We start from the raw sequence: 16,609 nt of genomic DNA on the forward strand, positions 1-16,609 counted from the left end.
CCCCCCCCCCCCCCCCCCCCCCCCCCCCCCCCCACAGCCGATCAGACGGTGAGATCTGGAGAGCTACACCTAGATCCCGAAAGGAGCCGCGTAGCGAACGGTGCCGCTCGGCAGCGGGTGGTTCTCGTCCAGGGCCATGGCCATCATGGCCTCGTCCGGGACGTCGAAGGTCAGGCCGATGCCGTGCGTGGAAGCACGGGTGAAGCCGAACCGCGGGTAGTACGCCGGGTGTCCGAGCACGGTGACGTACCGCTCGCCCATGTCCGTGGCCGCCTCCAGGGCAGCGCGGATAGCGGCGGAACCGGCGCCGGTCTTCTGAAACTCGGGCCGGACGGCGACGGGAGCCAGACACAGGGCCGGGGTGTCACCGATGTGGCAGCGGGTCAGCAGCGCGTGGCCGATGACCTCACCGCCCTCGTCGGTGCTGACGATGGACAGACCCTCGATCCAGGAGGAGTCGGCGCGCAGCGCGTCGACGAGATCGGCCTCCAGCGGCGTCTCGAAGGCCGCCAGGGTGATCTCACGGATGGCGGGGATGTCGGCGCCGGTCTCGGCGCGCGTGATCCAGTTGCTGTGTGTACGCATGACGGGAAGAAATTCCGTTTCATGGTGGGATTCGTGCGGGGAAGACCTCGCGAGCTCACGCTCCCAGCGAGGCAGGGACGACTGAGTCAGACCGTCGCCCGGGACGTGAGGGCGATCCGGGCGCTGCGCACAGCAGTGGCCTTGAGCGCGGTCATCAACCCCACCTCCCTCTCATCCTCAATCCCAACCAAAACGAACCCCAAAAACGTACCACACCAGCCCCGATGCCTCGAACACACAGCCGCCCCAGGCCGAGCCACGGGCTCCTTCTGGGGCGGTGCTGTATCCGTCAGCGCCTGAAGGCATTCCTGGCCTTGGAGGCGGCCTGTTTCAGGTTTCCCCGTGTGCGGTCCGTCCTGCCTTCGCGTTCCAACTGCCGGTCGCGGGAGGCTCGTCCGACGGTCTCCTTGAGCCTGCCCTTGGCTGTCTGTGCTTTGTTCCTGAGGGACTGTGCCATGTTCATCGCGGTCCTCATCTCGTGTCGTGGGGCTGTTGCACGGGGATCGTGGGTGTGCGGGTGTCCGCAAGGCGGTGTTCCACTCCCTGTCGGGGTCAGGTCGCGCCGCCGCGGATGCGGAAGGGGACGCTGGTGTGGGTGGTGCCTGATGTGCCGGTGGGTGTTCCGTCGGGTTTCAAGGGCGTGGCGCTGAGGGCGAGGAGGGCCACGTCGTCCGCCGGGCCGTCAGGGAAGGTGGCCAGCAGGACGGTGAGGTCGTCGATGATCGCGGCCGCACCGGGCGCCGCGCTGGTGGCCGCGTGGTGGGTGAGGTGTGCGGCCAGGCTCTGCTCGTCGAACCGGGCGCCGTGGGACGTACGGGAGGCGATGAGGCCGTCGCTGTAGAGCAGGAGCGCCTCACCGGGCGCGAGGCGCAGCGTCCGGGAGACGAACGGCGCCTCGGCGAGTGCGCCCAGGATCATGCCGCCGGTCAGCTCCATCGCTTCAGCACGCGGGTGCCGTCCGCGGCGGGCCGGGCGCAGGCGGTACGCGGGCGGGTGGCCGCCCCCGGTCAGGGTGATGGTGAACCCGCCCGCGGGATCGGGATCCAAAGTGCCGAAGACCAGCGTGCACAGGCGGACGTCGTCGGCCGGGTCCGACAGCAGGGCCGTGTTCAGCGTCACCAGTACGGTGCGCGGGTCGGGCTCCAGCGGTGCCGTGGAGCGCAGGGTGTGGCGGATCAGCGAGGTGAGCGCGGCCGCCGCCGTACCTCTGCCGCTCACATCCCCGAGGCAGAACGCCCACCGGTCGCCGCCCAGGGGGAAGACGTCGTAGAAGTCGCCGCCGACGTCATGGACGGAGGCGGTGGTGTAGTGGCAGGCCGCCTGCAGGCCCGGCACCTGTGGCAGAGCCGGCGGCAGCAGGGTGCTCTGCAGGGCCGCGGCGAACGCCGCGATCCGGGCCCGGTCCTGCTCGGCCCGGTCGCGCGCCGCGTGCTCGGCCTCCAGCAGTTCGCGTTCCCTGCGCAGCATGCGCAGCGCGGACAGCCGTAGCTCCAGTTGGTCCATGACCAGAGCGGCCAGGTCGGTCAGCGCGGCGGTCCGCTCGGGCGTGATCCGTCGCGGCCGGGTGTCCAGGACGTCGACGGCGCCGAGCCGGTGGCCGTCGGGGGTGGTGATCGGGGCGGCGGCGTAGAAACGGACGCCGGTCGGACCGGCCACCATCGGATGCGTGCGGGCGAGGGGGTCGTGGAGCGTGTCAGGGATGACCACCGGGGCGTCGGAGAGAATCACCGAGGTGCTCAGACACGCGTCCCGGCCGGTCTGGGTGACCCCTTCCAGCCCGTACGCGGCCTTGAACCAGACCCGGTCGGTGTCGACGATCGTCACCGTCGCCATCGGGGCGCCGAAAAGGCGCGCGGCCAGCGCGGCGATCCGGTCGAACGCCCCGTCCGGCGGCATGCCGAGGATGTCGTAGCGGCGTACCGCCTCGATGCGCCGCGCTTCGCGTACCTGATTCCGTTCGGGGGGCGACTCCATGCTTCCCGTCCTGCTCGTCGTCCGACATGCTCCCCGTCTGGTCGTGGCTACTCGGGCCGCTGTGTACGGGGGTTGTGCGCGAGGCCGGGCCGCCAGGTCCCGTCGCGCGGTGCGGGGGCGGCGGCCGTCATCGTGCGCCCGCCTGCAGAGGCGTCGGCCGTGGGGCCGGCGCGCCCACGGTGGGGCCCGTAGGGAGGCCGCTCGGCAGGAGGTCGCAGTCGGTGAGGGAGAGCATGCGCCGTGGCGCGGGCGGTGGGTGTGGGTGGTGCGGTCGCAGGGCTCTACCGGTCTTCGCGGCCTGCTCGGAAGAGCGCAGGAAGGAGTTGAGCCCGCTCGTGCCGCAGGAGGTGACGGCGGCCGGGCCGGCATCGATCGTGCGCACACCGCCGTACAGGCACTCCGGCAGGGACGCGCTGGCCAACGGCACCGTCGGCAGGTCGATCTCACCGGCCAGGGTGATCAGTGCCTGGCTTCGCTCGTCGTGCCGGTAGACGTTCAGACGGAGCAGGGACATGGCGCCTCCGGTTCCGGGCGGCCGGCCGGGGCGGGAGCCGGCGGTGCAGGCTGAGGTCCCGGCAGAAAAGTGTGCTCAGCAGCAACGCGCCGTCGGGGTCTGGAACGTCGACGTCCTGATGTGAGGGTAGTCCTGGATTCGGCGGGCCGGGAGACGGGGGAGACCTCAAAGCCCGTACCCGCGACAGGAGTTCAGGTGTGCCGAGCTCGGGTGAGGGCCTCGGCGTGGCCGTCGGCTCGCGGGCGAGCGCCATCACCCGGCTCGGTGACCGATGCCGATCGTGCAGGGCTCATCGCCGCTCCTGTGAGGAGGGGACGGCGGGCCCGGTCGGGCCCGCCGCCGCGTCACACCCTTCGGCTCTTCGCGGCTCCGGTGGTCCTGCGCCGCGGGCGGAGCCGTCCGCGACCTCCGTCCCTGTGGTCGCGACGGTCGCGGACCGCGGACGGAGCGGCGGTGACCGGATGCGGCCGTGCGGGGCTGCCCGGGCTGTGAGCGCCGCGGCTGCCGGGAACGCGGCGGCTGTAGTGACGCAACGCGATCCGGTCGGCGTGCTGGCCGTTGAGGAGATGGATCACGAAGGCTCCCAGGGCGATCATCGCGAGTATGACGGCGAGGGTGATGCCGGTATCCATGGCCATGTCACTTCCTGCCGGCTGTGGGAGCCGATGCGGTCATGGCGCCGCCCTCTGCCTCCCATGCTTCTGCCTGTGTACGGCCCGGCGGGTCTGCTTCTGCCGGGGCGGAGAGGTGGCGTTCCGCCTCTGCCGGGGCGGAGAGGTGGCGTCCCGCCTCGGCCGCCATGAGCGCGCTGCTCGTACGGACGGTCTGCGGGTCGCAGGCAGCGGCCATGAGCCGTCCGGCGGCGGCCTCATCGGTCTCCGGAGGGACGATCAGCAGGTCCCAGCGTCCTACGCGGTAGGACAGCAGCAGGAGTTGGTGCGGATCCTGCTCTTCTTTGAACCAGCCCACCTTGACCACATGGCCGTCGACGGCGATCTTTCGTGGCACGACCGGCCAGTACGTCGGGTTCACCGTGATGCGCGTGATGCGACCCCACAGCGGGTCCAACAGGGCGGTCAGTGCGGGCAGTTCCTGCGTGAGGTCCCGGGAACGCGGCCACCAGGCGCCGTCGAGCAGCCCGGACTGCGGGCCCGGGGGCTTGAGGGAGAGTCGGACCGGCGGGTCGCCGGAGGGCTTGGTGGTGAGTGTGGTTGGCGGGGCTCGTTCGGTGATCACCGTCATGGTGTCGACCTGTCCCCGGACCTGGTGTGCCCGGCCCGGTGCTATCTGCCCGAGAGAGATACCGACATGGAAGCCGGTCAAGAAATGCTCTCGGTACTTCCAGCGTACTCCTGCGGAAGCTCCGACCACGACTGCCTGAGCAAGTCCTGACGGGCAGGCCGTTCCTGATCGGAAGGGCAGCGGCCGGGCGTAGGCTGGGATCACCGAGAGCTCTTCGTACGCCGGCCCCGATGCCCGTGTCGTTCTCGGCGAGTCACCACACCGGGCCTGCCCGGGGCGAGGTCAGATCATGAGCACGATAATGCTGCTGGCGGACACCCGTACTCAACAGGTGGTCCCCGGCGCGGCCGTACTGCGGATGGAGACGACGCCCCGCCGTGACGGGACCTTCGACGGCGCGTGGTGGCCGCGGTCCCGGGACCTCGAAACCCAGTTGCCCGGCTTGGTACGCGCGCTGACCGCGCGGCTGGGGCCTCTCGCGCGGGTCGGCCTCGACGCGAGCGCCTGGGACGTGCACACGCACCACATGGTCGTCGACGGCCACATGATCCGCATCGACTGGTCCGCCGTCGACGACAGCACGATGCTCATCACCCGTGGACGGCAGGACATCTTCTCCTTCCTGATGCTCCCGCCGCAGACCGACGCATCCGCCGCGCGTGCCGCCATGGCCATGGCCGTACAGGACGGCAATAGCGCATCGGCCGCGGAGATTCTCGCTGCCACCGGAATCACTTCCGCTTGAGGGACGTTCGGGAGGGGCCCGGAGCCTCTGTAAACGGCCCCGTGCGGGAGCTGGGGTTTCACTACCCTTCACGCCCGCCACTGCAACTTCAGTGACGGGCGCGGCAATTCACTGCCCCGAGTCCTCGGCAAGGGTGTGGGCGACGAGCGCGTTGGCGTGGCCGTGGCCCAGGCCGTGCTCGGTCTTGAGCCAGGCGACGAGTTCCATGTGCTTGGTCAGGGGAGAGGAGCGGATGAGGTCCTTCCATTCCGCTGTCGGGCGGCCGTACTTCTTCTCGATGGAGGGGAAGTAGCTGGCGGGGCCTTTCACCGGGGCGGTCATGTCGAAGAGCTCCATTCTGGTGCGGGTTTTCGGGGGAGAGGCTGCGGTTGGTGTACGGACCGGTGGATTCAAAAGGTCCGGTCGGGCAGTTGGTGGCGGAGCAGGACGACCCGGGAGTCGAAGGTGCGGGATTCGGTGAGGGTGAGGTTGAGCTGTTGCCGGGGAGAGCGGAAGACGGGCTTGCCTCCGCCGAGCACGACGGGGTGGACGAAGATCTGGTACTCGTCGATGAGGTGGTGCTCGGTGAGGAAGGCGGCGAGCGTGGAGCCGCCGAACAGGAGCAGATGGGTGCCGCTCTCCTTCAGAGCGGTGAGCTCTTGGACGACATCGGTCTTGATGACGCGGGTGTTCCAGTCGGCCTTGTCCAGCGTCGAGGAGACGACGACCTTGGGCGTCCTGCGCCATACGGGGGCGAAGGCGAGGTCGTGTTCGTGGGTGGAGTGTTCCTCGGCGCGCGGCCAGTAGCCGGACATCATGTCCCACACCGCGCGCCCGTAGAGGAAGGTGTCGGCGCTGTCGGTGAGGGCCTGGGAGTAGGCGGAGAGTTCGCTGTCCATGACGGGCCAGTCGAATTCGCCGTTCGGGCCCTCGATGAAGCCGTCCAGCGACTGGTGCACACAGTGGGTGATCTTCCCCATGAGATGGCTCCCCCTTGACGGCGGGCACGGAAATGCCCTTGTGTACGATGTCCACATTCGAGGGGTGCGGCGATCCATGCCCCCCGACCGATCGTGCGGAAGCCTAGACGGGCTAAGTGGATGCTGTCCACATTGGAGCGGGTGATGACACCGGACGCCGGCAAGCCGAAGCGGAGCACCTACCGCCACGGCGACCTCCGCAATGCGCTGATCAAGGCCGGAGTCGAACTGGCCCGCGAGGGCGGCCCGGAGGCCGTGGTACTGCGGGCCGCCACCCGCCACGCGGGCGTCGTACCCAACGCCGCCTACCGCCACTTCGCCGACCGCGGCGCCCTCCTGCACGCCGTCTCCCAGGCCGCCATGGCCCAGGTCGCCCGCACCATGGAAGCCGAACTGGCGGCGCTGCCGCCGGCCACGGACGAACAGGCCGCGGCCCGCGCCCGTTTCCGCGCGGTCGGCACCGGCTACCTCCGCTTCGCCGAGAAGGAGCCCGGCCTGTTCCGTATCGCCTTCCACGTCCCCGGCGACATGACGCACGCCGCCGCCGACGACGCTGCGGGAGCCGGTGGCAAGACCCCCTTCGAAATCCTCGGAGCCGCCCTCGACGACCTCGTGGAGACCGGCATCCTGCCCGAAGACCGGCGCCCCGGCGCCGAGTTCCTCGCCTGGTCGGCCGTCCACGGCCTTGCCGTCCTCCTCATCGACGGCCCGCTGCGCGGCCTGCACCCCACCCAGGCCCACGAGGCGGGCCGGCACCTCATCGACATGATCGAGCGCGGCATCTGACTGTGAATCACTTCCGGCGAGGCCCGGCGGCACCCTCGATCCGCCGGCCAGGCCGTGCGGTGGCGGGGCTCGGCTGTGCGTCCTGAGCGCCGTGGTGTTCGCGGATGCTTGACGAGGAGAGATCCGTACGGCCCGAGTCCGCTATGTGCCGACACACCGGCGTAGGCTCAAAGGGAATCCGTGGATGCCTCCACCGGTGCGAACGCTGTTCTGATGCGGGTATTCGGCGGCTCCGTCGAGGGGAGGCGCCATGCCGCCAGCGGACACTCTCCCGATCCCGAGCGGTCGGTCAAGAGCCACACCCCGCACCGGCCTTGGACGCCGGAGGGTCACGGGCGGCCGATGCCCGCTGCGGCGCGTCCCGGAGCTCGACGTGGTGTGCGCAGGGAAGAGGTCCAGCGTGCGTCCCCCTGTCTACGCCGACGCCCTGTTACGGGTCTGGCATACCGCCGACCCGCCGGGCCTGCGGCTTGCCGGTCAGGTCGACCTGACCAACCAGACCGCGCTGATGTGCCACCTCCTGTCCGTGGACGGAGCGCCGGCCGACATCACCGTGGATCTTCGCGAGGTGACGTTCCTGAACTTCCCCTCCCTGCACGCGCTGGTCTCCTTCGCCCAACTGCTGGAGCCCGGACGGCACCTGATCCTGCACACCCGGACGCCGGTGATCGCCGCCATGCTGCTGGCCTGCGGCTGGGACCGGCCCGAGCTGCCGCTGACCCTCGTGGAGGAGATCCCCGATGAGTGACCCGCGCGTGTCGTCCCGGCCGGGGGCGACACCCCACGCGCACCATCTGCTGCTGTACGGCGGTGACGAGCAGTTCCTGGCTGCCGCCCTGCCTTTCGCCCGCGATGGGCTGGCGGCCGGGGAGCCGGTCTTCATCGCCACCAGCCGCCACAACACCGCCTTGCTGCGACGCCATCTGGGAGCACGGGCCGACGAGATCGTCTTCGCCCCCGCGCACTGGTACCGCACCCCTGCCCAGGTTCTGCTGGCCTACCACGACAAGGCCCACACCACCGCGGGCCCCTCCCGGGTCCTGGGTGAGGCTCCCTGGGCGGGGCTCACCCCCGACCAGGCCCGCGAGTGGACCCGGTACGAGTCCCTGCTCACCCTCGCTCTGGCCTCGACCGGCGCCTGGCACCTGTGTCCGTACGACACCCGCATCCTGCCCGCCGGCGTCTTGCGCACCGCCCAGCTCACCCACCCGGCACTGACCACCGGCGCGACCCACCGGTCCAACCCCGCCCACGTAGACCCGGCGGAGTTCAGTGCGGCCTGCGACACCGCACCGCTGCCCGAACCATCCGAGAAGTGCGAGGAGTTCCGCTTCGAAAGCTCCCGGCAGATCGTCGAACTCCGCGAGTTCACCGCCCGCCTCGCCCGCCGCGCACAGCTGCCTCCCGACCGGGTCGACAGCCTGCTGGTCTGCGTGGACGAGGCCGCTGCCAACGCCGTACGGCACGGCGGGGGAAGCGGCCGCTGCCGGATCTGGACCACGGCCAGCGAAGTGTTCTGCGAGATCATCGACCCGAAGGGCACCCTGGACGCCGCACTGGCCGGCTACCTGCCGCCCAGCACCTCGCACCTCGACGGCCGCGGACTGTGGATCATCCGCCGCCTCAGCGACGCCGCCGACATACGCAGCACCCACCACGGCACGACCATCCGCATCCGCATGAGCCGCCGCCGCTCGGCAACGCCCTCGTAGCCGGGCGGGCAGGAGGCCGCCCGCCTTTCGGGTGCTGACGCGGTGCGGGGGCGCCAGGACATCCTGGAGCCCCCGCAGGTGCGCTGTCGTCACCACTCCTCGATGGCCTCGGCTACTTTCCCGGCCAGGATGGTTCCGATGATGTATCCCGCAATGCCACCGGCGAAGGTGCCGAGAGGGCCCGCGACTGTGGTGCCTACCGCCGCTCCGTGAGCGGCGGCCTGATGCGCGGTAATGGCCTGAGTCACTGCCATACCGGCTACCGCTCCGGCGCCGGCACCGGCGGTTTTGACGACGTGTGAACTCGCTGAATCACTCATGTGCGCTCCTTGGTGCGAACACGCGTGGATCGGAGAAGAGGGAAGCTGCCGACGTCTGTCGCGGTGAAACACAGCGGATCCGGTATTCCACTCCGAATTGCCATACGGCCGGCGCGCTTTAAGCGTCTCGCGGCCCGCCCGGCGCGACTATCCGCTCACGCTCCGGCTCGCTGCCTTTTCTGGACAGTCCGGGAGCCGCTATCCCCTGGAGCGCAGCGTCTCGGACGGCTTCTCGCCGTACTCCTGGCGGTAGATGCGGGCGAAGCGGCCGAGGTGGGTGAAGCTCCACCGCAGGGCCACGTCCGTGACCGTCCCCGTGCCGCGGCCGTCGGCGATCGCCAGCAGCTCGCGGTGGACCAGGTCGAGCCGGACCCGGCGCAGGTACGCGAGCGGGGTCGTCTCCAGATGCGTACGGAACCCGGCTCGCAGGCTGCGGATGCTCACCCGCGCCGCCCGTGCCATGTCGGCGACGGTGATCGGCCTGTGGGCGTGCTCGGCGCAGAACTCCGTCGCCCGCCGCACGGCGCTGGGAAGGACCGCGGGGCCGCGGCCGGTCACCGCCTCGCTCAGCCGGTGCGGCTGGGCGTCCAGCAGCCCGTGCACCAGTACCTGCTCCCAGTGCGCCGTTCCCAGCGGGCTGCGGGCCGCCAGCTCCGAGGACGCGAACGACGCGAACTCCCGCTCCAGCCGCAGCCAGATCGCGACCGGCCCGGCGCGCGGGTCGAGGACCGAGGTGAACGACAGCGGTGCCGAAGGGGCGTCCCCGAGCCGTGCCGCCAGCGCCTGGTCGACGCTCGCCCTCGGGATGTTCAGGACGTGGTTCAGGCACTGCCCGTTCCACCGCATGGCCACCCGCTGTCCGGGGCCGACCAGGCACAGCGCGGACGGCTGCGTCACGCCGTCCGTGGTGATGGCCCCGTCACCGGACAGCGGGATGTGGATGTTGTAGAAGTCGGGCAGCTCGCCGGGGACGACGTCCACCTCTGCGCCGTAGCCCAGTTCGTACAGCCCCAGCTCTGCCGCGTGCAGGCACCGGAACCGCCCGTCCATGGGATGCCCGCCGCGCACCGACATCCGGTGCGGCGCGAAGCGCCGGCTCACCAGATCGTGCAGTTCCTCGACATCACTGCCCCGGAAGAGCAGCCCCCGCGGTGTGCCGTCCCGACCTCGTGCTCTCGCATCCCCGTGCATGACACCCCCCGGTGCGCGCCCGTGTGCTCTTCCTCCTCCCGGATTGTCGGGGCGCGCGCCCGCCCGCGGAGCAGGATCCCGGCCATCGTGACGGGACCGTGCCCGGCACGTCGCTGGCTCTGATTCCTTACTACGAAGGCCCGCTGTCTGCCTCGTCCGTGATCCAGGTGGCCATGCGCAGACAGATGGTGGGAAGTTCCGGGGCGTTGCGGATCCAGTCCTCGGTGTCGATGCCCGTCACCACGCCCGCTGTCCACAGGGTCGCCAGCAGGCGGGCGGCGAGGTCGCGCTGCAGGCGCGTGGCCGCGGGGGCCTGGCGCCGGACGAAGACCGTGGCTCGCTCGATCAGGGACGGTTCCAGCAACCAGCGGATGCCGGCCCCGGCCTCCACCAGGAAGCCGGAGTAGACGGCCAAGAAGACGCGCGCCGAGTCGGACCCCCTCACCAGGCCGGCCTGGGCCTGCTCGGTGAACTGGGCAATCAGCCCCAGGTGTTCGTCCAGATGGCCCGACGGGGTTCCGTGGCTCGGCCGCTGCTCACCGTTGGCCATGTCCGCCCCTCCCTCAAGTCCCTTCGATCCTCGTCTTCAGGGTGTTCTGCCGATCTCGGGACGACCCCGGCCCTCGCCCCGCGCTTCGCCCCCGGCCAGGGCCTGGTCCACGGTGTCATGAATCGGCATCGCGACGTTGAGGCCCACGATGCGCAGGACTGCGCGGGGCAACCTGCCGCAGGCCACCAGCCGCACCGGAACGCCGAGCTCGTCTGCCATCCTCCGGAAGTCATCCAGCACCGCGACCCCGGCCATGGTCAGAAACCGCGCGGCTGCCCAGTCCACGATCACTGCGGGTGTCCTGCCACGGGAAGCAGGGCCGAGCCGGGTGCGGCACAACTCACGCAACTCTCGCCGCAGTGGTTCAGCATTGCTCATATCCACTTCTGGGGGCATCTCTACGATGAGACAGCCCTGCCTGACGGATGTGTGAAGTAGCATCATCCGGACCGCCTCCCTGTACGGCCAACGCGACTTCAGATGAGGCCTCTTCAAGGCACGGCAGCAGTATGCCCCTGACCCGCCCCGAGTTCAGCAGGTACTTGACGCGGCGGCATGAACGCTCCCTCGCTTCCGGAACCGCGCGATGAGCCGTCCGTGACAGCGCAGCGGTACCTGACGGCGGTACCTGCGTGGAAGGACCGCGCTGCTGAAGGCGGACGAGAAGACCATCCGTATCGCGGAGGCTGACCGCCTGGCGGGCAAGGACGCGCTGGTCGCCTTCGCGAACGCCTGGCGGGAGTACTGACTACGGCATGCCGCGCGGCCTCCTGCCGGACATCCACTGAACCGGTTGCGGCCGGCGTTTCGGGGCTGTTGAGTCGGCCCCGAGCGCCGTGAATTCGATCGGCGGAGCGGAAGAGGGCACATCGATGGCAACCACTACACCTGAGCCTCGGCAGGACGAGTCGCAAGCGCGTATCGCCGCGACGGTCGTTTCGCTGCAGAGCGACTTGGCCCGTTCCGAAGGCAAGGCGAGTTTGCTGTTGGCTCTGACCGGGGCCGCACTGGTGGCGCTGGTCTCGATAGCCGCAGGTCTGCACCCGACCCCTTCCGCTGCGGTGTCCGGGGCCCTCGGTGCCGCTGCGCTGCTGGCCGCGACGGTGGTTCTGCTGCTCGCGGTACGTCCGGACCTCGGCGGCGCAGGCTGGACGAGCTGGACCCGCTTGAGCACCGAGGAACTGCGCGAACACCTGTCATCCGGCTACCAGGTGGAGCACGTGAGATTCATGGCCGAACTCGCCACCCGGAAATTTCGGCTCATCCGGGCAGCAGTCGACTGCATACTCGTCGGGCTCGGACTGCTGGCCGTCGCGGCCGTTCTCCTCGCGACGGCTTGAGCGAACCCGTCCGCTGAGGGGGGCGAACTCACTCTCTATCAGGTCGAGTTCGAGCATCGCACGGTGAGCTGAAGGCAGACCCGCGTGCGCATACAGGTCACGAACTCATCGAAGGGAAGGTGAAGCCCAGACGTTCATGGAGTGCATGCGCCTGCTCGGGCGTGGCGAGAACCATGATGCTGTCGTACCCGGCGTACTGCTCGCGTTCGAAGTCGAGCAGGAGCCAGGAGCGGGGGTCGGCCTCATCGGCGGTCACGCTGATGGCTTCGCAGGCCGCCTCGTGGTCGTAGTAGTCGTCCGCGAAATGCTCGGCGTGGAGGGATACGGGCTTACCGTTCCGCTTGAACTCCAGGCGGTCGAATCGACCGCCCTCCAATTCGCCCTCTCCCTCGACGATCCGGACGTCGGTGATGGAGACTTTGCCCCCGGCGACCTCGACCGCCAATTCCAGCAGGCTCGCGTAGTCGTAGTAGATGGAGTCGATGTCGTCCGCGTGGACCGAGACCGCCACGCCGAACTCCTCAAGGGCGCAGGCCGCCTCGTAGTGGTGGCCCACCGGGCTGTTCGCATAGTCGGCGGCGTCTTCGAGGACGCTGCGCATCTTCTCCTCGGACACCATGCCGAGCTCGTGAAGGGTCGCGCCTATCCGCGTGTACGTAATCGATGAAACGTTCGACATGGTGAGGATCTTGCCATACGGGCGGCCTCCGCGTTTCCCGATCGGCAAGGAAGCGCCGAACACTTCAACAGACTGTCCTCGATGGGGTGTTGTGGGTGTTTGGCTCCCTGGGTGAGGTGTCGTTGTACCTGCGGAACCAGCCATGGCGGTCTCCCGGGACAGCGAGCGGACGGCTCCGGCGGGTCGCCCGCCGCGCCCGCCGGAGCAGTCCGAAATCTCCGAGGCATTGTTCTCCGGACCGCACGCTGCCGCCACCGCCTGTTTTGCCGCGGTGATGTTCCTGACCGGGCTCGCCGCACTGGCCGTGGTCCCCACACTGCCGACGGCCGCACGGGACCTGGACGGGCTGTCGCTCTACCCTCTGGTCGCCGGATGCTTCGTGGCCGCGAGCCTGCTCGGCGGGGTACTGGGCGGACAGTGGGCGGACCGCTCCGGGGCACAGCGTCCGCTGGCGGCGGGTATGGCGCTCGCCGTGGCCACCCTGCTGGTCTCCGGCGCCAGCACCTCGATCTGGCAACTGGCGGCCGGGCGCTTTCTGGACGGGCTGGCGGGCGGAATGGTCGCGGTGTCCATCAACGCCGCCATCGGCCGGGCCTACCCCGACCGTCTGCGGCCGCGCGTACTGGCGTTGATGAGCACGTGCTGGATCATCCCGTCGCTCATCGGCCCTCCACTGGCGGGGCTCGTGGCCGAGTGGTGGTCCTGGCGCGCGGTGTTCTTCGGGCTGGCCGCACTCACGGTGCTGCCCGCGCTCGTGGTGGTGGCCGTACTGCGCGGCCCTTCATGGGCTGCCGCCCCCGCGCCGTCGACAGGCAAGCTGCCGCGTCCCGCGCTGATGGCGGCGTCAGCGGTAAGCCTCGGCGCGGCGTTGGGGCAGTACGGCGTCTCGGGCTGGGATGTGCGCCATCTGCTGTTCGCGGCGGGTGGGTTCGCCCTGCTGGCCGCGTTCGCGGCACGGCTGTTGCCGTCGGGCACCTGGCGCGCCGCGCGAGGCCTGTCGGCCACAGTGTTGCTGTGCGGCCTGGGCTCAGGGGTGTTCTTCACCCTGGAGGCCTATGTGCCCCTGCTGCTGGTCACCGAACGCGGCGCGCCCCCTTGGGTGATCGGCCTGGCCTTCACGGGCACTGCTGTGGCCTGGGCCGGCTCCTCCTGGGTGCAGGGCCGTCTGCTGGAAGGCCGCCCCCGCCACCGCCTGGTCGTGGCCGGAGCACTGGTACAGGCGGCAGCGGTCGCGCTCGCGATCGTCGGTACGTTCCCCACGGTGCCCTCGTACACCGCCGCGTCGGCCACGGTCGTCGCCGCGGTCGGCATGGGTATGTACGCCCCTTCCCTCACCGCGCTGTCGCTCACCCACAGCCCGCCCGGCCGACAGGGCTACGCCAGCAGCGCGATGCAGACCACCCAAAACCTTGGCCAGACAGCGGTGTTGGGGATCTCCTCCGCCTTGTTCAACGCCTGCCTGGGCCTCGGCGCGACCGACGCCGTCGGCTACGGCGCTGCTTTCGCGCTGCTTCTCGCGCCCTGCATCCTGGCCGCCCTGCTCGCCACCCGCGCGCGCAGCGCGTAGCCGTAGACATGTGAGGGTCAATCAGCGCTGAGGTCGCTCTCAGCCGTGCAGTGATACGGGAAGCGTGACCAGCCGGCTCCCCTGTATACCGCCCATGCCGGCCAGCCGGAGTTCGCGGAAGGGGACGGTGAGGCGGGCCCCGGGAAAGTCGGTGCGCAATACCCTTGCCACCGCCCGGAGTTCGAGTTGCGCGAGTTGCGCGCCGATGCAGAAGTGCGGACCGGCGCCGAAGGCGAGGTCCGGTCCGGGGGTGCGGGCGGGGTCGGTGTTGATTCCCTGGATGTCGATGAGTATCGGTGCCCGGGCGGGCAGTTTCGTTCCGGCGAGTTCGAGCTCTGCGGTGGTGAAGCGCCAGAGGGTGAAGGGAGCCGGCGGGTGCTGCCTCAGCGTCTCGCGTACGAGTGCATCGGCCTGCTCTTCGTCCAACGGGGTCTGACAAGGGCGGTCCGCGAGGACGTACGCGATCAGGGAGCCGAGGGCGGCGTCGGTGGTGAGCTGTCCGGCGAATATCAATCCGAAGAGGTGGTACTGGAGTTGGCCGCGAGTGGTGTGGGCTGGGACCCGGTCCCGTAGTTCCGCGGCGAGTCCTTTGCAGCCTTCGTCCAGCCCTGCGGAGGCGAGCTGGGCGAGCGCGCCGATCGCCCTGCCCTGCGCGCCGGGCTCGTCGCTGGACATCTGCCTGCAGGCGTCGGCGGCCTCGTCGACGTGGTTGAGCGGTATTCCGAGCAGGTCGAGCAGCACGGTGAGCGGAAAGCGCGTGGTGAAGCCGTCCATCAGGTCGACCGCTGTCCGCTCGGCGGCCAGGTCGGTGAGCAGCTTGCGGGCGATGGCTTGGACCCGGCCGGACTGCTCGCGGATGCGTGCGGCGTTGAGGAGCGGGGCGTGGGCGCGCCGCAGGTCGGCGTGTTCGGGGCCGTCGAGGGTGGTGAGGGAGGGCTGCTCGGCGGCGGTCTGCTCTAGGCCGGCGGTGAGCCGGTCCCAGCCGGGAGGCGCGTACGCGGGGTCCTTGGCGATCCGGGGATCGGTGAGCACCGCGCGCGCCAGGGCATCGTCGGTCACGATCCAGGCCCGCCCGTCGGCCGGGGCGTCCACCTGGACGATGGGTCCGGCGCTACGCAGGACCGCGCGCATGGGATCGGGCTCAGCGAAGCTGCGGACGGTCGCCGCGAACGGGTCGATGCCGTCGAGGTAGGGGGCGTGGCGCATCGGGACTCCAGGAGATGGGAGGGAGGAGCGGTGATCCAGCACACCTTCACCACAAAGAAACTTCATGATGAAGTGATTTCATGGGGAAGGTAAGCTGGCCGACGGCAGCGCGTCAACGCGCCCTGCCGACGTGAACCATCGGCAGGGCGGCGGAAGTTGGAGGGCTCAGTGGCAGTGGAAGAGGCGGCGCCCGGCGTCGTAGCAGCGCAGCGCGAGCGGCTGGCGGAGGGGCTCAGGGCGTACGGCGCGACCTTCACCGAACTGGGCCGTCGCTTCGCCGCCCGGATCGGAGTGCACTCCACCGACGCTTTCGCCCTGCTGGAAATCGCCTCCGCGGAAGAGCGGGGCACTCCGCTGTCCCCGGCCCTGCTCAGCAGGCGCATCCAGCTGTCCTCGGGAGCCATGACGGCCCTGCTGAACCGCCTGGAAGAGGCCGGGTACGTCACCCGCACCCGCGAGCACACGGACCGGCGGATCGTCACGCTGCACAGCGCCCCGCAGGTCAAGCAGCTCGCCGAGGAGTTCTTCGGCTCCGTCAACGAACGCCAGGACGCCGTACTGTCCCAGTACCCGCCCGAACTGCTCCAGCAGTTCGAGACCGTCCTGGCTCAACTGCGCTCCGCTATGGATGCCCAGCCCTCAGCACCGGGCGAGGGCGGATAGCGGGCCGCAGACCGTTGTGGCACGTCGCCGTGGTGCGGGCGCCGCGGCGGGGGCAACAAAGGAGGCAGTGAAGAGAGCGGCGTAGGGGGCAGATGTACGCGATCACGTCGTCGAGCGCAGGTCGCCGACGGCGGCGACGGCATCGGACAGCAGATCGTACGGACAGCCCCAGTAGTCGTAGATCCCCCCACGGCTGCGATTGCTGCCGCAGACCACGAACACACCGGTGCCCAGCGAGCGCTTGAGGTGGGTGGCCAGCCAGCCCACGAAACCGCTGTTGTCCGCTCCGTCGGGAAAGTGGAAAGAGAAGAGACCGAAGCACTCGATATCTCGGGTCTCTTCGTCTGAAGTCTCTTCTGTCGCTTCGATGACGGGGACGAGCGCGCTCCAGGATTCGGTGTCGCGTACCACCGCCAACGTGTCAGCGGTCAGTGGCGGGGGAGCGGACAGCGGCGTTTCCCGGAAGTGCCACACACCCTCGTGCACCACCATCTGGGCCTTCGCCAGCACACGCCGTAGGCGCTCCTCGGTCTGCTCCGGGGTCTCCCGGCTCACATCCACCATGAGCGCACTCTA

Annotated in this window: 22 protein-coding genes and 1 pseudogene; 8 read left to right on the top strand and 15 right to left on the bottom strand. The window is 69.9% G+C overall.

Translation table 11 applies throughout. The features are described 5' to 3' along the window. Positions 1-69: 69 nt before the first annotated feature. The 6 genes from AC4IJH_RS30775 to AC4IJH_RS30800 form a co-directional block, all read right to left on the bottom strand. Entirely contained in the window at positions 70-585 is a 516-nt protein-coding gene (locus tag AC4IJH_RS30775; protein WP_490855198.1) for a GNAT family N-acetyltransferase, read from the bottom strand. A gap of 289 nt (positions 586-874) precedes the next feature. Further along, positions 875-1,060, bottom strand: a complete 186-nt coding sequence (locus AC4IJH_RS30780) for a CsbD family protein (RefSeq protein WP_490855199.1) — start codon at positions 1,058-1,060, stop codon at positions 875-877. Between the two features lie 77 nt (positions 1,061-1,137). Beyond that, complete coding sequence (locus tag AC4IJH_RS30785) at positions 1,138-2,559, bottom strand: PP2C family protein-serine/threonine phosphatase (protein ID WP_490855200.1); 1,422 nt, start codon at positions 2,557-2,559, stop codon at positions 1,138-1,140. 127 nt (positions 2,560-2,686) lie between these two features. Further along, on the bottom strand, positions 2,687-3,073 hold the full coding sequence (locus tag AC4IJH_RS30790) for an STAS domain-containing protein (RefSeq protein ID WP_490855201.1): 387 nt from the start codon (positions 3,071-3,073) through the stop codon (positions 2,687-2,689). 344 nt (positions 3,074-3,417) lie between these two features. Continuing rightward, the gene (locus AC4IJH_RS30795) at positions 3,418-3,711 is read right to left on the bottom strand and encodes a hypothetical protein (protein WP_490855202.1); all 294 of its coding nucleotides are present in this window, start codon (positions 3,709-3,711) and stop codon (positions 3,418-3,420) included. A gap of 1 nt (position 3,712) precedes the next feature. Next, the gene (locus tag AC4IJH_RS30800) at positions 3,713-4,315 is read right to left on the bottom strand and encodes a DUF5994 family protein (RefSeq protein WP_490855203.1); all 603 of its coding nucleotides are present in this window, start codon (positions 4,313-4,315) and stop codon (positions 3,713-3,715) included. A gap of 289 nt (positions 4,316-4,604) precedes the next feature. On the opposite strand from AC4IJH_RS30800, the gene AC4IJH_RS30805 reads away from it, so the two are divergent. Beyond that, positions 4,605-5,060 carry a DUF5994 family protein gene (locus AC4IJH_RS30805; RefSeq protein ID WP_490855204.1) on the top strand — a complete coding sequence of 152 codons (456 nt, stop codon included), beginning with the start codon at positions 4,605-4,607 and terminating at the stop codon, positions 5,058-5,060. Between the two features lie 108 nt (positions 5,061-5,168). Here the strand turns inward: AC4IJH_RS30805 and AC4IJH_RS30810 are convergent, their stop codons facing one another. Both AC4IJH_RS30810 and AC4IJH_RS30815 read right to left on the bottom strand, forming a co-directional pair. Beyond that, positions 5,169-5,381, bottom strand: a complete 213-nt coding sequence (locus tag AC4IJH_RS30810) for a DUF4287 domain-containing protein (protein ID WP_490855205.1) — start codon at positions 5,379-5,381, stop codon at positions 5,169-5,171. A gap of 68 nt (positions 5,382-5,449) precedes the next feature. After that, the gene (locus AC4IJH_RS30815) at positions 5,450-6,019 is read right to left on the bottom strand and encodes a dihydrofolate reductase family protein (protein ID WP_490855206.1); all 570 of its coding nucleotides are present in this window, start codon (positions 6,017-6,019) and stop codon (positions 5,450-5,452) included. Between the two features lie 144 nt (positions 6,020-6,163). Between AC4IJH_RS30815 and AC4IJH_RS30820 the strand changes: the two genes are divergently transcribed. The 3 genes from AC4IJH_RS30820 (at position 6,164) to AC4IJH_RS30830 (ending at position 8,517) form a co-directional block, all read left to right on the top strand. Next, on the top strand, positions 6,164-6,805 hold the full coding sequence (locus AC4IJH_RS30820) for a TetR/AcrR family transcriptional regulator (protein WP_490855207.1): 642 nt from the start codon (positions 6,164-6,166) through the stop codon (positions 6,803-6,805). A gap of 400 nt (positions 6,806-7,205) precedes the next feature. Then, complete coding sequence (locus tag AC4IJH_RS30825) at positions 7,206-7,553, top strand: STAS domain-containing protein (protein ID WP_490855208.1); 348 nt, start codon at positions 7,206-7,208, stop codon at positions 7,551-7,553. Continuing rightward, positions 7,546-8,517, top strand: coding sequence for an anti-sigma factor RsbA family regulatory protein (locus AC4IJH_RS30830; protein WP_490855209.1), 972 nt, complete (start codon positions 7,546-7,548; stop codon positions 8,515-8,517). The genes AC4IJH_RS30825 and AC4IJH_RS30830 overlap by 8 nt, the downstream gene beginning before the upstream one ends. 89 nt (positions 8,518-8,606) lie before the next feature. Here AC4IJH_RS30830 and AC4IJH_RS30835 read toward each other — a convergent pair whose 3' ends face one another. From AC4IJH_RS30835 to AC4IJH_RS30850, 4 genes are all read right to left on the bottom strand, one after another. Continuing rightward, positions 8,607-8,837 (bottom strand): hypothetical protein, encoded by a 231-nt coding sequence (locus AC4IJH_RS30835; protein ID WP_490855210.1) that lies wholly within the window; start codon positions 8,835-8,837, stop codon positions 8,607-8,609. A gap of 198 nt (positions 8,838-9,035) precedes the next feature. Then, positions 9,036-9,938 (bottom strand): AraC family transcriptional regulator, encoded by a 903-nt coding sequence (locus AC4IJH_RS30840; protein WP_490855211.1) that lies wholly within the window; start codon positions 9,936-9,938, stop codon positions 9,036-9,038. Positions 9,939-10,158: 220 nt separating this feature from the next. Beyond that, positions 10,159-10,578: a hypothetical protein gene (locus AC4IJH_RS30845; protein ID WP_490855212.1), complete on the bottom strand. Its 420-nt coding sequence runs from the start codon at positions 10,576-10,578 to the stop codon at positions 10,159-10,161. Between the two features lie 36 nt (positions 10,579-10,614). Next, on the bottom strand, positions 10,615-11,022 hold the full coding sequence (locus AC4IJH_RS30850; protein ID WP_490855213.1) for an STAS domain-containing protein: 408 nt from the start codon (positions 11,020-11,022) through the stop codon (positions 10,615-10,617). 184 nt (positions 11,023-11,206) lie between these two features. On the opposite strand from AC4IJH_RS30850, the pseudogene AC4IJH_RS30855 reads away from it, so the two are divergent. Beyond that, positions 11,207-11,323 (top strand): annotated as a pseudogene (locus tag AC4IJH_RS30855) (TetR/AcrR family transcriptional regulator); the annotation flags it as partial. Positions 11,324-11,450: 127 nt separating this feature from the next. Then, positions 11,451-11,918, top strand: coding sequence for a Pycsar system effector family protein (locus tag AC4IJH_RS30860; protein ID WP_490855214.1), 468 nt, complete (start codon positions 11,451-11,453; stop codon positions 11,916-11,918). A 97-nt stretch (positions 11,919-12,015) separates the two neighbouring features. Here AC4IJH_RS30860 and AC4IJH_RS30865 read toward each other — a convergent pair whose 3' ends face one another. Then, positions 12,016-12,597: a hypothetical protein gene (locus AC4IJH_RS30865; RefSeq protein ID WP_490855215.1), complete on the bottom strand. Its 582-nt coding sequence runs from the start codon at positions 12,595-12,597 to the stop codon at positions 12,016-12,018. A 142-nt stretch (positions 12,598-12,739) separates the two neighbouring features. Between AC4IJH_RS30865 and AC4IJH_RS30870 the strand changes: the two genes are divergently transcribed. Beyond that, on the top strand, positions 12,740-14,164 hold the full coding sequence (locus AC4IJH_RS30870; protein ID WP_490855216.1) for an MFS transporter: 1,425 nt from the start codon (positions 12,740-12,742) through the stop codon (positions 14,162-14,164). A gap of 39 nt (positions 14,165-14,203) precedes the next feature. On the opposite strand, the gene AC4IJH_RS30875 is transcribed toward AC4IJH_RS30870, so the two are convergent. Further along, on the bottom strand, positions 14,204-15,370 hold the full coding sequence (locus tag AC4IJH_RS30875) for a cytochrome P450 family protein (protein WP_490855217.1): 1,167 nt from the start codon (positions 15,368-15,370) through the stop codon (positions 14,204-14,206). Between the two features lie 174 nt (positions 15,371-15,544). Between AC4IJH_RS30875 and AC4IJH_RS30880 the strand changes: the two genes are divergently transcribed. Continuing rightward, a complete protein-coding gene (locus AC4IJH_RS30880) occupies positions 15,545-16,033 on the top strand; it encodes a MarR family winged helix-turn-helix transcriptional regulator (RefSeq protein WP_490855254.1) in 489 nt (162 codons plus the stop codon). Positions 16,034-16,135: 102 nt separating this feature from the next. Here the strand turns inward: AC4IJH_RS30880 and AC4IJH_RS30885 are convergent, their stop codons facing one another. Then, entirely contained in the window at positions 16,136-16,597 is a 462-nt protein-coding gene (locus AC4IJH_RS30885) for a DUF6196 family protein (protein WP_490855218.1), read from the bottom strand. Positions 16,598-16,609 lie beyond the last annotated feature (12 nt).

Source organism: Streptomyces sp. UF-297 (assembly GCF_058245575.1).

Excerpts from the sequence above, each read along its gene's own strand:
- AC4IJH_RS30805 (WP_490855204.1), top strand. The coding sequence starts at position 4,605 with ATGAGCACGATAATGCTGCTGGCGGACACCCGTACTCAACAGGTGGTC.
- AC4IJH_RS30795 (WP_490855202.1), bottom strand. The coding sequence starts at position 3,711 with ATGGCCATGGATACCGGCATCACCCTCGCCGTCATACTCGCGATGATC.
- AC4IJH_RS30845 (WP_490855212.1), bottom strand. The coding sequence starts at position 10,578 with ATGGCCAACGGTGAGCAGCGGCCGAGCCACGGAACCCCGTCGGGCCAT.
- AC4IJH_RS30875 (WP_490855217.1), bottom strand. The coding sequence starts at position 15,370 with ATGCGCCACGCCCCCTACCTCGACGGCATCGACCCGTTCGCGGCGACC.
- AC4IJH_RS30775 (WP_490855198.1), bottom strand. The coding sequence starts at position 585 with ATGCGTACACACAGCAACTGGATCACGCGCGCCGAGACCGGCGCCGAC.
- AC4IJH_RS30810 (WP_490855205.1), bottom strand. The coding sequence starts at position 5,381 with ATGACCGCCCCGGTGAAAGGCCCCGCCAGCTACTTCCCCTCCATCGAG.
- AC4IJH_RS30785 (WP_490855200.1), bottom strand. The coding sequence starts at position 2,559 with ATGGAGTCGCCCCCCGAACGGAATCAGGTACGCGAAGCGCGGCGCATC.
- AC4IJH_RS30885 (WP_490855218.1), bottom strand. The coding sequence starts at position 16,597 with ATGGTGGATGTGAGCCGGGAGACCCCGGAGCAGACCGAGGAGCGCCTA.
- AC4IJH_RS30790 (WP_490855201.1), bottom strand. The coding sequence starts at position 3,073 with ATGTCCCTGCTCCGTCTGAACGTCTACCGGCACGACGAGCGAAGCCAG.
- AC4IJH_RS30830 (WP_490855209.1), top strand. The coding sequence starts at position 7,546 with ATGAGTGACCCGCGCGTGTCGTCCCGGCCGGGGGCGACACCCCACGCG.
- AC4IJH_RS30860 (WP_490855214.1), top strand. The coding sequence starts at position 11,451 with ATGGCAACCACTACACCTGAGCCTCGGCAGGACGAGTCGCAAGCGCGT.
- AC4IJH_RS30835 (WP_490855210.1), bottom strand. The coding sequence starts at position 8,837 with ATGAGTGATTCAGCGAGTTCACACGTCGTCAAAACCGCCGGTGCCGGC.
- AC4IJH_RS30820 (WP_490855207.1), top strand. The coding sequence starts at position 6,164 with ATGACACCGGACGCCGGCAAGCCGAAGCGGAGCACCTACCGCCACGGC.
- AC4IJH_RS30850 (WP_490855213.1), bottom strand. The coding sequence starts at position 11,022 with ATGATGCTACTTCACACATCCGTCAGGCAGGGCTGTCTCATCGTAGAG.
- AC4IJH_RS30865 (WP_490855215.1), bottom strand. The coding sequence starts at position 12,597 with ATGTCGAACGTTTCATCGATTACGTACACGCGGATAGGCGCGACCCTT.
- AC4IJH_RS30800 (WP_490855203.1), bottom strand. The coding sequence starts at position 4,315 with ATGACGGTGATCACCGAACGAGCCCCGCCAACCACACTCACCACCAAG.
- AC4IJH_RS30815 (WP_490855206.1), bottom strand. The coding sequence starts at position 6,019 with ATGGGGAAGATCACCCACTGTGTGCACCAGTCGCTGGACGGCTTCATC.
- AC4IJH_RS30870 (WP_490855216.1), top strand. The coding sequence starts at position 12,740 with ATGGCGGTCTCCCGGGACAGCGAGCGGACGGCTCCGGCGGGTCGCCCG.
- AC4IJH_RS30780 (WP_490855199.1), bottom strand. The coding sequence starts at position 1,060 with ATGAGGACCGCGATGAACATGGCACAGTCCCTCAGGAACAAAGCACAG.